This is a genomic window from Prauserella sediminis, assembly GCF_014195435.1.
GTDB classification, from domain to species: Bacteria; Actinomycetota; Actinomycetes; order Mycobacteriales; family Pseudonocardiaceae; genus Prauserella; species Prauserella salsuginis.
This window is the reverse complement of the sequence record NZ_JACIBS010000001.1, coordinates 1,989,503-2,004,883: the sequence shown is the minus strand read 5'-3', so window position 1 is coordinate 2,004,883 and position 15,381 is coordinate 1,989,503. Positions and strand designations below refer to the sequence as shown.

The window sequence follows — 15,381 nt, the reverse complement described above, 5'->3', positions numbered from 1 at the left end:
CGACCTACGTCTGATCCGACACCGTCCTCACGGCCACTGCGCGGGACGTGCGGCTCCGCAATACTGACCGAGATGATCACGGACGCCGCGCCCGGGCTCAGCCGGCTGCACCAGGCGTGGCGGCTCCTCGCCTGCGCCGCGATCGGTGGCCTGCTGTGGCTCGCGACCAGTGTTCAGCTCGCGCAACAGCACTCGGCCGGACCGGACACCTGGTTCTACACCGGCGACCCGCTCGTCGGAATCGCCTGCCTGGTGACGCTCGTGTGGCGCAGGCGGTTCCCGCTCACGGTGGCGCTGGCGACAGCGCTCGCGTCGGCGGTCTCGACCACAGCCTCCGCCGCCGCACTACTGGCGCTGTGTTCACTCGCCACCCGTCGGCGTCCGATGGAGATCGGCGCGGTGCTCCTCGTCTCGGTCGCCGCGTCGCAAGCTCACGTCGAGGTCCGTATGGCGGACGCGCCGAACGGCCCACTGTGGCTCCAGCTCGTACTCGCGGTGCTGGTCATGGGGATTACCGTCGCCGTGGGCGTGGCCGTCGGCGCCCGCCGTACCGAGGTGCGCTCGCTGCAGCACCGGGCGGAGAGCGCCGAGCGGGAACAGCTCGCACGAGCGGCACAGGCGCGCACCCAGGAACGGGCGCGCATCGCCCGCGAAATGCACGACGTGCTCGCGCATCGGATCTCCCTGGTCGCCATGCAAGCCGGGGTGCTGAACCATCGCGCCGACCTGTCGACCGACGATCGGCAGGTCATGATCCGCGGTATCGCCGACGGCGCGCACCAGGCGCTGGAAGAACTGCGGGACGTGCTCGGGGTGCTCCGCGCCGACCCGGACCGGCCGGAACAGCCGCAACCCACCGTCGAGAGCATCCCGGACCTGGTGACCGACGCCCGCACGTCGGGCCTGGAGGTCACGTGGACCACCACCGTGCGGGGCACACCGCCGGAGACCATCGGGAGGGCCTGTTACCGGGTCGTCCAAGAAGGATTGACCAACGCCGCGAAACACGCACCCGGCGCCGCCGTGCACGTCAGTGCCGGCGGAATGGAAGGCCACGAACTGCGGATCAGCGTGGCCAATTCGCCGGCCACCGGCGTCCCCGCGCGACGACCCGAGTCGGGATTCGGCCTGCTCGGTCTGACCGAACGCATCACGCTGCTGGGCGGGGAACTCGACCACCGTCGAAGCGCCGATGGTGGGTATCTTCTCGCCGCGCGCCTGCCCTGGCCGCGTCACGACGACGAAAAGAGGGCCTGAGTGGAGAGCGAAAGCGGTCCGGTGCGGATCGTCGTCGTCGACGACGACCAGCTGGTGCGCATGGCGCTGCGTCTCGTGCTCGACGGCGAGCCGGACCTCACGGTGACCGCCGAAGCGGCCGACGGCGACGACGCGATCGCCGCGGTGGAACAGCACCGGCCCGACGTCGTGCTGATGGATGTCCGCATGCCGGGCCGGGACGGCATCACCGCAACCGGTGACATCCTCAGCCGCCCCACGCCGCCCCGGGTGCTCGTGCTGACCACGTTCGATTCGGACGATTTCGTGCTCGGTGCACTGCGTGCAGGCGCGCTCGGGTTCGTGCTCAAGGACACGCCGCCCGCGCAGATCGTCGACGCGATACGAACCGTCGCCCAAGGAAACCCCGCGCTGTCACCCGCAGCGACCGCGCGAGTGATCGCGGCGGCCACCGGACCCCGATCCTCCGAGGCCAGGCGTTCCGTTCGTTCGGCCGCTGCCGCGAAACTAGCCACGCTGACCGAACGCGAGCGCGACACGGCCCGGGCCATCGCGGACGGACTCGGCAATTCCGAGATCGCCGCGCGACTGCACGTCAGCGTCGCGACCGTCAAGGCACGCATCGGAAACGTACTCGGCAAACTCGCGGTCGAGAACCGCGTGCAGATCGCCCTCGTCGTCCGCGATGCGGAGAACTGATCACCGATTCCGACCGAGGAGGCACCGTGGAGACCACCATCGACGTCGCCGACGGAACGATCGACGGCTACCTCGCCGAGCCACAGCCCGACGTCGCCGGACCGGGACCGTGGCCCGGCGTCGTTGTCGTGCACGACGTGTTCGGCCTGACCCGGGACACCCGCCTCATCACGGAGCGCTTCGCCACCGCGGGATTCGTCGCACTCGCGCCAGATCTCTACTCGCGAGGTGGACTGGTCCGATGTGTCCGGTCGGTGTTCCGCGCGATGCTGGCCGGCGAAGGCAGAGCGTTCGACGATCTCGAAGCGACGCGCCGCACGCTGGCCGACCGCGAGGACTGCAACGACCGCGTCGGCATCGTGGGCTTCTGCCTGGGCGGCGGGTTCGCGCTGGTGGCGGCCGGCGGCGAATTCGACGCCTCGGCGCCGTACTACGGCCAGCTGCCGGAGGACGGGTCCGTGCTCGACGGTGCCTGCCCGGTGGTCGCCAGCTTCGGCGGCAAGGACCCGACGTTGAAGGGCGCCGCGGACGAACTCGAAACCGCACTCACCGCACGCGGAATTCCCCACGACGTCAAGGAGTATCCGCAGGCCCGGCACAGCTTCGCCAACCAGCTACCGCTCGGGCCGTTCAACCTCGTCGCCCGCATCAGCGGATTCGGCTACGACCACGAAGCCAGCGAGGATTCGTGGCGCCGGGTGCTCGCGTTCTTCAGCAAGCAGCTGCGCTGAGTCCGTGCCCGCCGACGGCCGTGCACTCCAACGGCCGGGGCGGTCACGCCGTCGCACGGCCACGCGCCGTCGGGGCAGCGGTCCGATGTCTGGCGCACGCAACACGAACTCCGGAACGTGCAACACGGGCCCCGGAAACCGCAACACGGCCTCCGGAAACCGCAACACGGCCTCCGGAAACCGCAACACGGGTCCCCGAATCGACAACACGGGCCCGCGAACGCAGAACACGCACGAGGGGGTCAGCGCTTCGGCCTGCCCGGCTTCCAGACCACCATGGCGTTCTGCTTCCGGAACGGCACGAGGTCCTTGCGGTACGACGCGTGAACGGCGGCCGCCGCCTGCTCCGCAGCCGCGTAGGCCGACGACAGTTCCTCCGCCAGTTCCGTCACACGGGCCTGCAGCGCCTCGACCTGGTTCTCCAGCTCGATGATCCGCTTGATGCCCGCGAGGTTGACGCCTTCCTCCTGGGACAGCCGCTGCACCTCACGCAGCTGTGCGATGTCACGCATGGAGTAGCGGCGGCCGCCACCGGTCGTACGACCGGGCGAGACGAGTCCCATCCGGTCGTACGACCGCAGTGTCTGCGCGTGCAGCCCCGAAAGCTGCGCCGCAACGGAGATGACGAAGACGGGCGTGTCCTCGTCGGCGCCGTACGGCATGCCGAACCCCGGCGAACCTGAACCGAACATCACTCACCTCTGTCGCGCAACAGCGCAGTGATCTCGGGTCGCGGATCGTGCTTTGCGACCGCATCGGCGTACTTCTCGAGTGCTGCCTTCGCTTCGTCGTCGACCTTCGAGGGCACGACGACCTGCAGCGTAACGAGGAGATCGCCCTGCGAGCCATCCCGTTTGGCGATTCCCTTGCCGCGCACCCGCAGCACGCGGCCGCTCGCCGTGCCCGCGGGCACGCGCACGGACACCTTCGAATCGAGCGTCGGCACGGTCAGTGTCGTGCCGAGCGTCAGCTCCGTGAACTCCACGGGGAGGGTGATCGTCAGGTCGTTGCCGGACCTGCCGAACACCTCGTCGGCGCGCACGTGCACCCGGACGAACAGGTCGCCTGCGGCCGCACCGCCCTTGCCCGGTTCGCCCTGCCCTGCGAGGCGGATCTTCTGGCCGTCGTCGACGCCCGGCGGAATCCGCACCGTGAGCGTGCGCGTCCGCGTGGACACGCCCTCACCGGCGCACTCCGGGCACGGGTCGTCGATCTGGTGGCCGCTGCCGCGGCAGTCCGGGCACGGTTCGGAGAACGCGAACGCACCCTGGTTGCGGTTGACGAGTCCGGCTCCGGCGCACGTCGGGCAGGTCCGCGGGGACGTGCCGGGCCGGGCGCCGTTCCCGCCGCACGTACCGCACGTCGCGGGGCTCGACAGCCGCAGCGGCAGCGTCGCGCCCTTGACCGCCTCGGCGAAGTCGATCCGCACGTCGGTTTCGACGTCGCTGCCACGCTGACCACGCTGCGCACCCGCCGCGCCGCCGCGGCGTCCGAACAGGTTGCCGAGCATGTCGCCCAGGCCGCCGAACCCACCGGCGCCACCGGGACCACCGGGGCCGGCGCCCTGGCCGAAGATGTCACCCAGGTCGAATCCGCCGGCACCGCCCGCGCCACCGGGGCCGCCGCCGGGGAACCCGCCGAAGCCGCCACCGGTGCGCCCGGAGCCGAACAGGGCACGCGCCTCGTCGTACTCCTTGCGCTTGTCCGGATCGGACAGCACGCCGTAGGCCTCCGAGACGGCCTTGAACTTCTTCTCCGCCTCGGCGTTGCCGGGGTTGGCGTCGGGATGGTTCTCCCGCGCCAACTTCCGGTACGCCTTCTTGATCTCGTCCGTGGAAGCGTCGGAGGAGACGCCCAGCTCACGGTAGAAGTCCTTGTCGAGCCACTCCCGAGCGCTCATCGGGCGTCTCCTCCTTTCCGCTTGTCGTCAGTTCCGTTGCTCATCGCCGTCGATGGGGAGCTCACCTTCGACCGGCGGGTCGATCGGCGCCTCCGCATCGGACGCCTCCGCACTTGCGGGCGGAGCGTCCGCCGCCGGAACGGCCGGCTCGGCGGGTGCCTCACCGGGCTCGTGGTCGGTCACGGCCACCAGCGCCTCCCGCAGCACCCGGTCACCGAACCGGTAGCCGCGCCGCAGCACGGTCGTCACGGTCGGACCGGACACCTCCGGCGACGTGTCGTGCTGCACCGCCTCGTGCACGCTCGGGTCGAACTCGTCGCCCTCGGCGCCGAACGGCTCCAGGCCGGCCTTCTCCAGTGCCTCGACCAGCTTGTCCGCCACCGACTTGAACGCGCCGGTCAGGTCGCCGTGCTGGGCGGCGCGCTCGACGTCGTCCAGCAGCGGCAGCAGGTCGCCCGCCAGGGACGCCTTGCCCGACGCCGCGAGCTGCTCCCGCTCCCTGTCGGCACGCCTGCGGTAGTTGGCGTACTCGGCCTGGACGCGCTGCAGGTCCGCGGTGCGTTCCTCCAACTGTTTGGCCAGGTCGGAGTCGACGTCGGACGCGGCCTGCCCGGCATCGCCGGCCGCCCCGCCGATCTCCGTGCCCGCGAGCTCACCCGCCGGCACCTCGACCGCCTCACCGTCCTCGGGAGCGCGCAGGTCACCCGACTCCGGGTCCACCTTGCGACGGTCCCGAACGACGACCGGCTCCTCTTCCCGGACTTCGGTCTCGTCCCGCTCTGTCACTTCTTGTCGTCCTCGTCGACGATCTCGGCGTCCACGACGTCGTCGTCGGCCTTGGCGGACCCGGTGTCACCGCTCGCGCCCGCAGCGCCGGCGGCACCGGCGTCGGCACCGGCCGCGCCCTCGGCACCCGAGTTGGCGTACAGCGCCTGGCCCAGCTCCTGCGAGACCGTGTTGAGGTTCTCGACGGACTCCTTGACCTTGGCGATGTCGTCGCCCTTGAGCGCCTCGTTGGTCTCCTCGATCGCCGTCTTGACCTTGGTCTTGAGCTCGTCCGGCAACTTGTCCTCGTTGTCGGTCACGAACTTCTCGGTCTGGTAGGAGAGCGTCTCCGCCTGGTTGCGGGTCTCGGCCTCCTCGCGACGCCGCTGGTCCTCCTCGGCGTGCGCCTCGGCGTCCTTGACCATCTGGTCGATGTCCTCCTGCGGCAGCGCGGAGCCACCGGTGATGGTCATCGACTGTTCCTTGTTGGTGCCCAGGTCCTTCGCCGTGACGTGCACGATGCCGTTGGCGTCGATGTCGAAGGAGACCTCGATCTGCGGCACGCCACGCGGCGCAGGGGGAAGGCCCGTCAGCTCGAACATGCCGAGCTTCTTGTTGTGCGCCGCGATCTCGCGCTCACCCTGGAACACCTGGATCTGCACGGACGGCTGGTTGTCGTCGGCCGTCGAGAAGATCTCGCTTCGCTTGGTCGGGATCGTCGTGTTGCGCTCGATGAGCTTGGTGAACACGCCGCCCTTGGTCTCGATACCCAGCGACAGCGGCGTGACGTCCAGCAGCAGGACGTCCTTGACCTCGCCCTTCAGCACGCCGGCCTGCAGGCCCGCGCCGACGGCGACGACCTCGTCCGGGTTGACGCCCTTGTTCGGCTCCTTGCCGCCCGTCAGCTCGGTGACGAGCTCGGTCACGGCCGGCATCCGCGTGGAACCACCCACGAGCACGACGTGGTCGATCTCGCCGACCGAGATGCCCGCGTCACGCACCACGTTGTTGAACGGGTTACGCGCACGCTCGAGCAGGTCGGAGGTGATGCGCTGGAATTCGGCGCGCGAGAGCGTCTCGTCGAGGAACAGCGGGTTCTTGTCCGCGTCCACCGTGATGTACGGCAGGTTGATGTTGGCGGTCGAGGAGCTCGAGAGCTCGATCTTCGCCTTCTCCGCGGCCTCCTTGATGCGCTGGAGGGCCATGCGGTCCTTGGTCAGGTCGATGCCGTTGGACGCCTTGAACTTGTCCACCAGCCAGTCGACGATGCGCTCGTCCCAGTCGTCACCACCGAGGTGGTTGTCACCACTGGTGGCGCGGACCTCGACGACACCCTCGCCGATCTCCAGCAGCGAGACGTCGAACGTGCCGCCGCCGAGGTCGAAGACCAGGATGGTCTGTTCCTTCTCGCCCTTGTCGAGGCCGTAGGCCAGCGCGGCCGCGGTCGGCTCGTTGACGATGCGCAGGACGTTCAGGCCCGCGATCTGGCCGGCTTCCTTCGTGGCCTGGCGCTGGGCGTCCTCGAAGTACGCCGGGACGGTGATGACCGCGTCGGTCACCTCGTCGCCCAGGTAGGACTCGGCGTCGCGCTTGAGCTTCATCAGCACGCGCGCGCTGATCTCCTGGGCGGTGTAGGCCTTGTCGTCGACCTCGGTCTTCCAGTCGGTGCCCATGTGCCGCTTGACCGACCGGATCGTCCTGTCGACGTTGGTGACGGCCTGGTTCTTCGCGGGTTGCCCCGTGAGCACTTCGCCGTTCTTGGCGAAGGCGACGATGGACGGGGTGGTACGTGCGCCCTCCGAGTTGGCGATGACCGTCGGCTCACCGCCCTCGAGCACGGAAACGACCGAGTTCGTCGTACCAAGGTCGATGCCGACCGCTCGCGCCATGTGTCTTTCCCTCCTACTGATCCTGTGGACACCCCACCGGCCCGGCTGACCGGGCGCCTCGGCGTATCGCCGAGACCTGAGCGGGGCTCACTCAAGTTCTAACCGTACCGGCCGAGAGTCGTCAAACCAGACTTGAGCGATGACTACTCAACCTTTCTGCCAGCATAACGTCCGACCTGCGACGTTTGTTCCCGCGGCGGCCACAGCCGCCAGGTCGAGACAACTCGTGGCGCGACCGGCCGGTCACGGCTCCCGCGCGGCTGACGACACCGCACGGCTGACCCCGCCACGCGGCCAACCCCGCGCGGCCGTCCCGGCACGCAGCTAGCGACGGCGGACCGTGACGTCTCCACTGCCCGTGTCGAGCGACAGTGTGTGACGCGCACCCGGGGACGTGTCGACACCGATCTCCCGCGAACCGCTGCCGCTGTCGCCCGCGATCCGATAGTCGGCGCGCGGCACCGTCAGCGCGATGTCCCCACTGCCCGTCGAGGCCGTGACACCGGCGGGGCGGGACAACTCGAGGGTGATCTCGCCCGAACCGGACTCGGCCTCCACCGGCCCGGCCAGCCCGCGCCCGGTGATCCCACCGGAGCCGGCGTCGACGGTCACCTCGCCGCCGATGCCGCTGAGCTCGACGTGTCCCGAACCGGCATCCACGCGTGCGTCCCCCTCGACGTCCGAGACCCGCGCACCGCCGGAGCCCACCTCGACATCCAGCGACTCCGCACCCGTCACGTCGAGCTCGCCCGAACCGATGTCCCCGGAGACCGCCACACCGCGCGGCACGACGATCTCGTGTGTCGTCGTGCACCACATGCCGCAATCGGGCAGTGTCAGCACGTCGTCGCGGACCTCGAACACCGGGTCGTCGTCGCCCCACCGATAGGACTTGGTCTCGACGACCCTCGCAGCCTCGACATCACCGGCACGGATGGCCACATCGCCCGCACCCTTGTCGAGCTCGATCCGCTCCACCCCGGTCACCGACTGCCGGTGCGTCACGCTCGCCTCGTCGAACACCCCGAACCCGATCGCCGCGCCCGCGCCGACGAACACCAGTCCGCCGATCGCCAGCGCCGGACGCCGAATTCGCGGAGCTGCCATGGGCCCTCATTCCCCCTGTCGTGGTTGTGAGAACAGTAGGCCCACCGCGCCGCCCCCGACATTGGGGCCAACCCCGATATGACCCTGATTCCGACGGGCCACGACCGGCACGCACCGGCGTGCGGCGCGCCCACCCTGACGCACCGCATTCGGCTGCCTACCCTGGGGCCGGGTCAGCGATACACCCGACGACATGCCCCTGGGGACTTCAACACCTCCAGCCGGCTCAGTGCCACAGACCACGAGGAGCGTGAGATGGCCGACGCGCCGTTCAACTTCAATCCCTACGACTTCCTGCCGCAGGTGCCGAGCTTCGACGTGCGCAGTGACGACGTGGCCGACGGCCAGACACTGCCGACCCCGCAGCTGTCCGGCCTGTTCGGCGCCGGCGGTGAGGACACCTCGCCACACCTGGCGTGGTCCGGCTTCCCCGACGGCACGAAGAGCTTCGTCGTGACCTGCTACGACCCGGACGCGCCGACCGTCAGCGGGTTCTGGCACTGGGCGGTGTACAACATCCCCGCCTCGGTCACCGAGCTGCCGACCGGCGCGGGCGACCCGAACGGTGCCAACCTGCCCGAGGGCGCCAAGATGCTCACGACCGACGGCGGCGTCCGCCAGTACCTCGGCGCCGCTCCGCCTCCCGGGCACGGCCCGCACCGCTACATGTTCGTGGTGCACGCGCTGGACGTCGACTCGCTCGACATCCCCGACGAGTCCCGGCCCGCGTTCCTGTCATTCAACATGTTCGGCCACACGCTGGGCCGCGCGACCCTGACTGCCCTCTACGAGAACAAGGGCTGACACCAGCCGACGCCGACCATCCGCGCGTGTCCTGCACTCGCAACCGCGTGTCCTGCACTCGCAACCGCGTGTCCTGCACTCGCAACCGCGTGTCCTGCACTCGCAACCGCGTGTCCTGCACTCGCAACCGCGTGTCCTGCACTCGCAACCGCGTGTCCTGCACTCGCAACCGCGTGTCCTGCACTCGGTCGGCGCGCGAGGGCGCGCCGACCGAGCCTGACATCTCGCGAGGGGCGGGAACCGCGCGATGGGCGGGAGCAACGCGGGCCCGGAAACGCACTCCCCGGGGCCCGAAGAACCACAGTCAGCCGGTAGCCCGTCGATGAGGGGCCACGTTCGGGAGCAACACGCGCCCCGAACTTGCCCAACAGTCCCCGGACGAAACGACACGGCGTCCCGGGACGTAGGACAGGGCGGCCTGAACGCAGAACACGCGGTTCTCAGTGCAGAACACGCGGGTCTGAATGCAGGACACGCGGGATGACCGCTGGGCGGTTCACCTCGGGTTGAGCAGGTAATCGACCACCGGGCGGAGTTCCTCCTCGCCGGGGGGTTCGTCATCGATGAGACCCTGGATCAGCAGGCCGTCGATGCCGGCGAGGAACACGCGGAAGGCGACCTCGTCGTCGTGGCGCACCATCGACGTGAGCACGTCGAGCCAGCGCCGCGCGGCGGGGCGCAGCTCCGGTTTGCGGGCCGCCAGCAGGTACAGCTCGTACTCGGCCATCGTCCGCCCGCGTTTCGGTCCGAGCGCCTCGGCCAGGAGCTTGGCGATCTCCTCCGCGCCACGGCCACGGCCGTGTGAGCGCGCGCGATCGATCATCCAGTACACCTCGGTGGCCATGTCGCGCGCGCAGTCGATCAGCGTGGCGATGAGGAGGTCGTCGAGGGTCGCGAAGTGGTAGGTCGTCGACGTCGTCGGCACACCCGCCTCCGCCGCGACCGTGCGATGCGTGACCCCGGCGACGCCGTCACGTTCGATCACGCGCAGCGTGGCCTCGATGATCTCCGTGCGCCGCTTCTCGCCGCGCGCCTTGCGGCCGTCGACCTGCCGCTTCACGCCGCACGCCCGGTCTCGAGCAGGACGACGCCGCCGATGACGAGCGCCAGGCCCACGGCCATGGTCAGGTTCATCGGTTCACCCAGGAACGCCGCGCCGATAAACGCCACGAGCGCGACACCCGCGGCCGCCCAGATCGCGTACGCAACCCCGACCGGCATACCGTGTTTCAGCGCCTGTCCCAGCAGCACGAATGCCGTGCCGTACCCGATTAGCACGGCGATCGAGGGCAGCAACCTGGAGAAACCCTCCGACAACTTCAACGACACGGTGCCGGCGACCTCGGCGACGATCGCTCCGGCGATCAATAAATATGCACCCACTCCGGTGAAGATACCTGAACGTTCGTCCCACTATTGGCGAGGTTTCTGCCACATCAGTGGGACTCGGGCATCTCTTATCCATTACTCCTCAGTAGGAACCAACCGGAGAAGAGATACCCTCCCGACACCCACCACGAAGACCGAACCGAAAGGCCCGATCATGGGTGCACTGCAGATCACGCTCGGCGTGATCGGCGTTGCCGTCAGCATTGTCGCTTGGGGTGTGTTCGCCGCCGCCGTCGTCCGGCAGGTGCGCATCATCCGACTCGGGCAGCCGGACGGCACGCGCTACGGACCGTTCGTCCCGCGTCTGAAGACGCTGATCAAGGAGTTCGCCGCCCACACGCGGATGAACAAGTTCCGCCGCGTCGGACCATGGCACTGGCTCGTGATGTGGGGCTTCCTGCTCGGCTCGCTGGCACTGTTCGAGGCCTACGGCGAGATCTTCGACCCGCACTTCGCGTGGCCGATCATCGGCCACTGGGAGCCGTGGCAGCTGCTGCTCGAACTGCTGGGCATCGGCACCGTGGTCGGTGGTGTCGCGCTGGCGATCATCCGGCAGGCCAACCACCCGCGCCGCGCCGACCGGCAGTCCCGGTTCCAGGGGTCGAACTTCGCGGCCGCCTACTTCGTCGAGGCCGTGGTGGTCATCGAGGGTCTCGGCATCCTCGGTGTCAAGACGTTCAAGATCTCCAGCGGCATCGAGGACCCGGCCCTGTGGTCGAGCTTCGTGACGCAGCCGCTCGCGCAGCTCCTGCCGAGCGCCACCGCCGCCGTGTCCATCATGGCGCTGATCAAGCTGCTGTCCGGCATGATCTGGCTGGTCGTGGTCGGCCGGAACCTGACGATGGGTGTCGCCTGGCACCGGTTCAGCGCGTTCTTCAACATCTACTTCAAGCGCGAGGACGACGGCGGAGTCGCGCTGGGCAAGCTCAAGCCGATGATGAGCGGCGGCGAGCCTCTCGACTTCGAGGAGGCCGACCCGGAGAAGGACGTCTTCGGTGCAGGCCAGGTCGAGGACTTCAGCTGGAAGGGCTGGCTCGACTTCTCGACGTGCACCGAGTGCGGCCGCTGCCAGTCGCAGTGTCCGGCGTGGAACACGGGTAAGCCGCTGTCGCCGAAGATGCTGATCACCCAGCTCCGCGACCACGCCTACGCCAAGGCGCCGTACCTGATGGCCGGCGGCAAGAAGGACATGGCCGGCGACGAGATCGGCCTGACCGGGGACGACCCGCACGCCGGCATCGACGTGCTGGCGCTGGCCGAGTCCGAGCGGGCGCTGGTGGGCGACGCCGAGGCGAACGGCGTCATCGACCCGGACATGCTGTGGTCGTGCACCAACTGCGGTGCGTGCGTCGAGCAGTGCCCGGTCGACATCGAGCACGTCGACCACATCGTCGACATGCGCCGTTACCAGGTGATGATCGAGTCGAACTTCCCGACCGAGCTGAACGCGCTGTTCAAGAACCTGGAGAACAAGGGCAACCCGTGGGGTCAGAACGCCAAGGACCGCATGGCGTGGGCCGAGGACCTCGACTTCGAGGTGCCGGTGTTCGACGGCGAGTTCGGTGACGCCGAGTACCTGTTCTGGGTCGGCTGCGCCGGTGCGTTCGAGGACCGTGCGAAGAAGACGACGCGTGCGGTGGCGGAGCTGCTGCACATGGCGGACGTGAAGTACACGGTGCTCGGGCCGGAGGAGACCTGCACCGGTGACCCGGCTCGCCGCGCGGGCAACGAGTTCGTGTTCCAGATGCTCGCGCAGCAGAACGTCGAGGTGCTGAACTCGGTGTTCGAAGACGTGGAGCCCGCGAAGCGCAAGATCGTCGTCACGTGTGCGCACTGCTTCAACACGCTCGCCAACGAGTACCCGGACCTCGGCGGCAACTACGAGGTCGTGCACCACACGCAGCTGCTCAACCGGCTGGTGCGGGAGAAGCGGCTGACGCCGATGGCGCCGGTCGCGCAGGACATCACCTACCACGACCCGTGCTTCCTCGGCCGCCACAACCAGGTGTACGAGGCGCCGCGTGAGCTCGTGGGCGCGGCGGGCGCGAACCTGCGCGAGATGCCGCGGCACGGCGACCGCTCCATGTGCTGCGGTGCCGGTGGTGCTCGCATGTGGATGGAAGAGCAGATCGGCAAGCGCATCAACGTCGAACGCGTCGACGAGGCACTCGGCACCGCGCCGTCGAAGATCGCGACGGGCTGCCCGTTCTGCCGCGTGATGCTGAACGACGGCGTCACTTCGCGCCAGAGCGACGGCAGCGCCAGCGAGGACCTGGAGGTCGTCGACGTGTCGCAGCTGCTGCTGTCGGCCGTCAAGCGGGGCTCCGACAAGGAGCCGGTCGCGGTGGGCGCCCCCGAGGCCGAAACGGGCGGCGAGGCCGAGCCGGACGGCAAGGCGGACACGGCCGGTACGGCTGATGCCGCGGGCGACAAGCCCGGGTCGGCCGACGACTCGTAACCGAGGTGGGTAAGCCGAAGCGGGCGCCGCACCGGACTTCCGGTGCGGCGCCCGCTTCTCGTTTCGGCACCGATCACAGCGGTTCGGCCGCGATCGGCGCGCCCGGCCGGAGGACTCCGGGAACGGGCCGGCGGTGTCTCCCGTCCGCCGGCCCCTTCCTCAGGCGCGGCCCAGTCGCAGCAGGACGGACTCGCCGGGAGCGTCGTCGAGACCGTCGTTGTCGACGGCACCGACGAGACGGCCGTCGCCGGTCACGGCGAGACCTTCCGGCTTGTCGGCCACGACGCCGCCACTGGCTTCGAGCGCGGGCAGCAGGTCCTGCGAGAGCTTCTTGCGCAGCACCGGTTTCGCCTCACCGGCGGGCGCCGGGTCGACGGTCGAGACGTCGACCTCGTAGACCTTCTTGGTCCGCGCGTTCTCACCGCGCTGGTTGTCGCGTTCGAGCACGAGCAGCCGCCCGTCGCCGAGCGCGGTCAGCTCGGACACGCCGATCCAGCCGTTGTCCGGCGCGGCGTCGAGCGGGTAGGCCGCGAACGCCCACTGCCCGGTCGCGGGCGTGTAGCGGGCGAGCGTGGTGCGCCCCTGCTCGTTGTCCGCCCACTCCCGCTGCACGGCGACCCACACGTGGTCGCCGGAGACGGCCACACCTTCGAAGCCGTACTTCTCTGCTCCGTCGGCGATCTCGTCCGGCAATGTGATCTCACGGCGCACCTCGCCGCCGGAGTCGACGTCGACGAGCAGGTTGCGGATCCCCTCGGCAGGCTTGCCCTCGGTGGCGAGCCAGTAACCGCCGTCGGCGCGAGCGGCGATGCCCTCGGTGTCGTAGGCGGCCTCCTCACCGTCGCGCGTGATCGGCAGCTCGGCCGTCACGCGGGCCGGATACGAGGCGCTGTCGACGGTGAGCACGCGGCTCGGCGTGTACGCGTCGTCGGTGACGGCCACGACCTCGCCGGGCTCGCCGGGAACGCCGGAAAGCCCCGACAGGGCGCCGAATCCGGTGCCGTCGGAGACGATCGACGGCGCGCCCTGGTTGTGTGTCAGCGAGGCGGCGAGCGGCTTGCGCGTCAGCCGATACCGGCTGAGCGAGGAGCGCACGTCGTTCTCGGCGTCGTCCTCCTCGGCGGAGACGACTAGCCCGCCGCGCTGCGGCACGGGCAGCACGCCCTCGGGCGCGACGCCGGTGGGCAGTCCCTGCACCAACTTCGGCCGTCGCGGATCGTCCACGTTGTACACGGCGACGAGGTTCGCGCGTTCGAGCGCGACGAACGCGTAGCGGTGCTTGCCGTATGTGGCGACGGCCAGTCCCTCCGGTTCGACGCCCTTGTTCTCGGCGCGATGCTCCGGGTACTGGCCGTACGAGATGGCGAGTTCCTCCAGCTCGGCACCCGAGCTGTACACGACGTCGCCGGTGCGGGCGTCGAACGCGGTCCAGGTGCGGGTACCGCCCTCGTAGTCACCTTCGTCGGCGGTCGCGAGGGTGTCGTCGTCGAGCCAGCCGACCGAGTCGGGTTCGCGCGGCCCCGTGACGGTGCCGTCGCGTTCGATCGCGCCGTCCTCGGTGGTGTCGACTCCGCGGACGGTCGCCGTGCCGGCACTGAAGTCGCTGCGCACGTCGCCGCTGTCGAGGTCGACGACCGCGATGTGGTTGTTCTCCTGCAGTGTCACGGCGACCTCGCCGCGCGAGTTGATCGAGACGTACTCGGGCTCGGGGTCGCTCGGCGCGACGTCGGCGAGGCCGGTCAGGTCGGTCTTGCGCACCTGCCAGTCCGCGGGGGAACCGTCGAGGTCGACGATGTCGAGGAACCCGGCCGGCTGCTGCGGGATCGCACCGTCGCCCGAGTCCTCGTCGCGCTCGTTCTCGATGGCGACGGCGGCGTGGCGGCCGTCGTGGGAGATGTCGATCGCATCGGGTTGGCCGCCGAGGTCGTGGCTCGCGACGACGGAACGCGCGTCGATGTCGACGACCTCGAGCACGCCCGACGGTTCCGTGTAGCTCTCCGAGGTGTTCACGGCGACGAGCGCCAGCCCGCCGACGACGTCGACGGACGTGGGCTCGCCCGGCATGTCGAGGGTGCCCGCCGGTTCGACGGAGTCACGCCGCACGAGGTTCGCGAAGCCGATGCGCTCACCGGGCGAATCGGTGTACACCACGGTCCGGCCGTCGGGGGTGACGGCCGAGATCTCGGCCGCGGTCTCCTCATCGGGCGAGGAGTTCTCGTGGACGGGCATCGTCGCCGTGCGCACGAAGTGCTCACCGGGGTGGGACGGCACGGCTTCAGCAGACCCGGGGTGAGACGGCCTGTCGCCGGCGGGGCTCGCCGTGGCGGTCGGCGCCAGCGTGGCCGTCAGCGCCGCGGTGGCCGCACAGGCGAGGAGTCGGTTTTTGTTTCGCACCCGAGCTTT

The 15,381-nt window shown here is 69.6% G+C and carries 13 protein-coding genes; 5 read left to right on the top strand and 8 right to left on the bottom strand.

Annotated elements, in window-relative coordinates:
* Positions 1–72: 72 nt before the first annotated feature.
* From FB384_RS09105 to FB384_RS09095, 3 genes are read left to right on the top strand one after another with little or no spacing between them, the layout of a single operon-like run.
* A complete protein-coding gene (locus tag FB384_RS09105) occupies positions 73–1,257 on the top strand; it encodes a sensor histidine kinase (RefSeq protein WP_183781451.1) in 1,185 nt (394 codons plus the stop codon).
* Positions 1,258–1,935, top strand: coding sequence for a response regulator transcription factor (locus FB384_RS09100; RefSeq protein ID WP_183781449.1), 678 nt, complete (start codon positions 1,258–1,260; stop codon positions 1,933–1,935).
* 26 nt (positions 1,936–1,961) lie between these two features.
* Positions 1,962–2,666 (top strand): dienelactone hydrolase family protein, encoded by a 705-nt coding sequence (locus FB384_RS09095; RefSeq protein WP_183781447.1) that lies wholly within the window; start codon positions 1,962–1,964, stop codon positions 2,664–2,666.
* 242 nt (positions 2,667–2,908) lie between these two features.
* On the opposite strand, the gene FB384_RS09090 is transcribed toward FB384_RS09095, so the two are convergent.
* The 5 genes from FB384_RS09090 to FB384_RS09070 all read right to left on the bottom strand — a co-directional run bounded on the left by FB384_RS09090 (position 2,909) and on the right by FB384_RS09070 (position 8,327).
* Positions 2,909–3,358 carry a heat shock protein transcriptional repressor HspR gene (locus FB384_RS09090; protein ID WP_183781445.1) on the bottom strand — a complete coding sequence of 150 codons (450 nt, stop codon included), beginning with the start codon at positions 3,356–3,358 and terminating at the stop codon, positions 2,909–2,911.
* A complete protein-coding gene (gene dnaJ / locus FB384_RS09085; RefSeq protein WP_183781443.1) occupies positions 3,358–4,566 on the bottom strand; it encodes a molecular chaperone DnaJ in 1,209 nt (402 codons plus the stop codon). Before dnaJ ends, FB384_RS09090 begins: the two co-directional genes overlap by 1 nt.
* A gap of 27 nt (positions 4,567–4,593) precedes the next feature.
* Positions 4,594–5,352: a nucleotide exchange factor GrpE gene (gene grpE, locus FB384_RS09080; RefSeq protein WP_183781441.1), complete on the bottom strand. Its 759-nt coding sequence runs from the start codon at positions 5,350–5,352 to the stop codon at positions 4,594–4,596.
* Positions 5,349–7,220 (bottom strand): molecular chaperone DnaK, encoded by a 1,872-nt coding sequence (dnaK, locus tag FB384_RS09075; RefSeq protein ID WP_183781424.1) that lies wholly within the window; start codon positions 7,218–7,220, stop codon positions 5,349–5,351. Before dnaK ends, grpE begins: the two co-directional genes overlap by 4 nt.
* A gap of 324 nt (positions 7,221–7,544) precedes the next feature.
* Positions 7,545–8,327, bottom strand: a complete 783-nt coding sequence (locus tag FB384_RS09070) for a DUF4097 family beta strand repeat-containing protein (RefSeq protein ID WP_183781422.1) — start codon at positions 8,325–8,327, stop codon at positions 7,545–7,547.
* Positions 8,328–8,582: 255 nt separating this feature from the next.
* Between FB384_RS09070 and FB384_RS09065 the strand changes: the two genes are divergently transcribed.
* Entirely contained in the window at positions 8,583–9,131 is a 549-nt protein-coding gene (locus FB384_RS09065; protein ID WP_183781420.1) for a YbhB/YbcL family Raf kinase inhibitor-like protein, read from the top strand.
* A 496-nt stretch (positions 9,132–9,627) separates the two neighbouring features.
* On the opposite strand, the gene FB384_RS09060 is transcribed toward FB384_RS09065, so the two are convergent.
* Entirely contained in the window at positions 9,628–10,191 is a 564-nt protein-coding gene (locus tag FB384_RS09060; RefSeq protein WP_183781418.1) for a TetR/AcrR family transcriptional regulator, read from the bottom strand.
* Positions 10,188–10,514: a DMT family transporter gene (locus tag FB384_RS09055; protein WP_183781416.1), complete on the bottom strand. Its 327-nt coding sequence runs from the start codon at positions 10,512–10,514 to the stop codon at positions 10,188–10,190. Before FB384_RS09055 ends, FB384_RS09060 begins: the two co-directional genes overlap by 4 nt.
* A 160-nt stretch (positions 10,515–10,674) precedes the next feature.
* On the opposite strand from FB384_RS09055, the gene FB384_RS09050 reads away from it, so the two are divergent.
* Positions 10,675–12,978 carry a (Fe-S)-binding protein gene (locus tag FB384_RS09050; protein ID WP_183781413.1) on the top strand — a complete coding sequence of 768 codons (2,304 nt, stop codon included), beginning with the start codon at positions 10,675–10,677 and terminating at the stop codon, positions 12,976–12,978.
* A 159-nt stretch (positions 12,979–13,137) separates the two neighbouring features.
* On the opposite strand, the gene FB384_RS09045 is transcribed toward FB384_RS09050, so the two are convergent.
* Positions 13,138–15,372 carry an esterase-like activity of phytase family protein gene (locus FB384_RS09045; protein WP_183781411.1) on the bottom strand — a complete coding sequence of 745 codons (2,235 nt, stop codon included), beginning with the start codon at positions 15,370–15,372 and terminating at the stop codon, positions 13,138–13,140.
* Positions 15,373–15,381 lie beyond the last annotated feature (9 nt).

Bases quoted from the DNA above. Each gene is read 5' to 3' on its own strand.
- dnaJ (WP_183781443.1), bottom strand. From the start codon at position 4,566: ATGAGCGCTCGGGAGTGGCTCGACAAGGACTTCTACCGTGAGCTGGGC.
- FB384_RS09050 (WP_183781413.1), top strand. From the start codon at position 10,675: ATGGGTGCACTGCAGATCACGCTCGGCGTGATCGGCGTTGCCGTCAGC.
- FB384_RS09105 (WP_183781451.1), top strand. From the start codon at position 73: ATGATCACGGACGCCGCGCCCGGGCTCAGCCGGCTGCACCAGGCGTGG.
- dnaK (WP_183781424.1), bottom strand. From the start codon at position 7,220: ATGGCGCGAGCGGTCGGCATCGACCTTGGTACGACGAACTCGGTCGTT.
- FB384_RS09065 (WP_183781420.1), top strand. From the start codon at position 8,583: ATGGCCGACGCGCCGTTCAACTTCAATCCCTACGACTTCCTGCCGCAG.
- FB384_RS09090 (WP_183781445.1), bottom strand. From the start codon at position 3,358: ATGTTCGGTTCAGGTTCGCCGGGGTTCGGCATGCCGTACGGCGCCGAC.
- FB384_RS09070 (WP_183781422.1), bottom strand. From the start codon at position 8,327: ATGGCAGCTCCGCGAATTCGGCGTCCGGCGCTGGCGATCGGCGGACTG.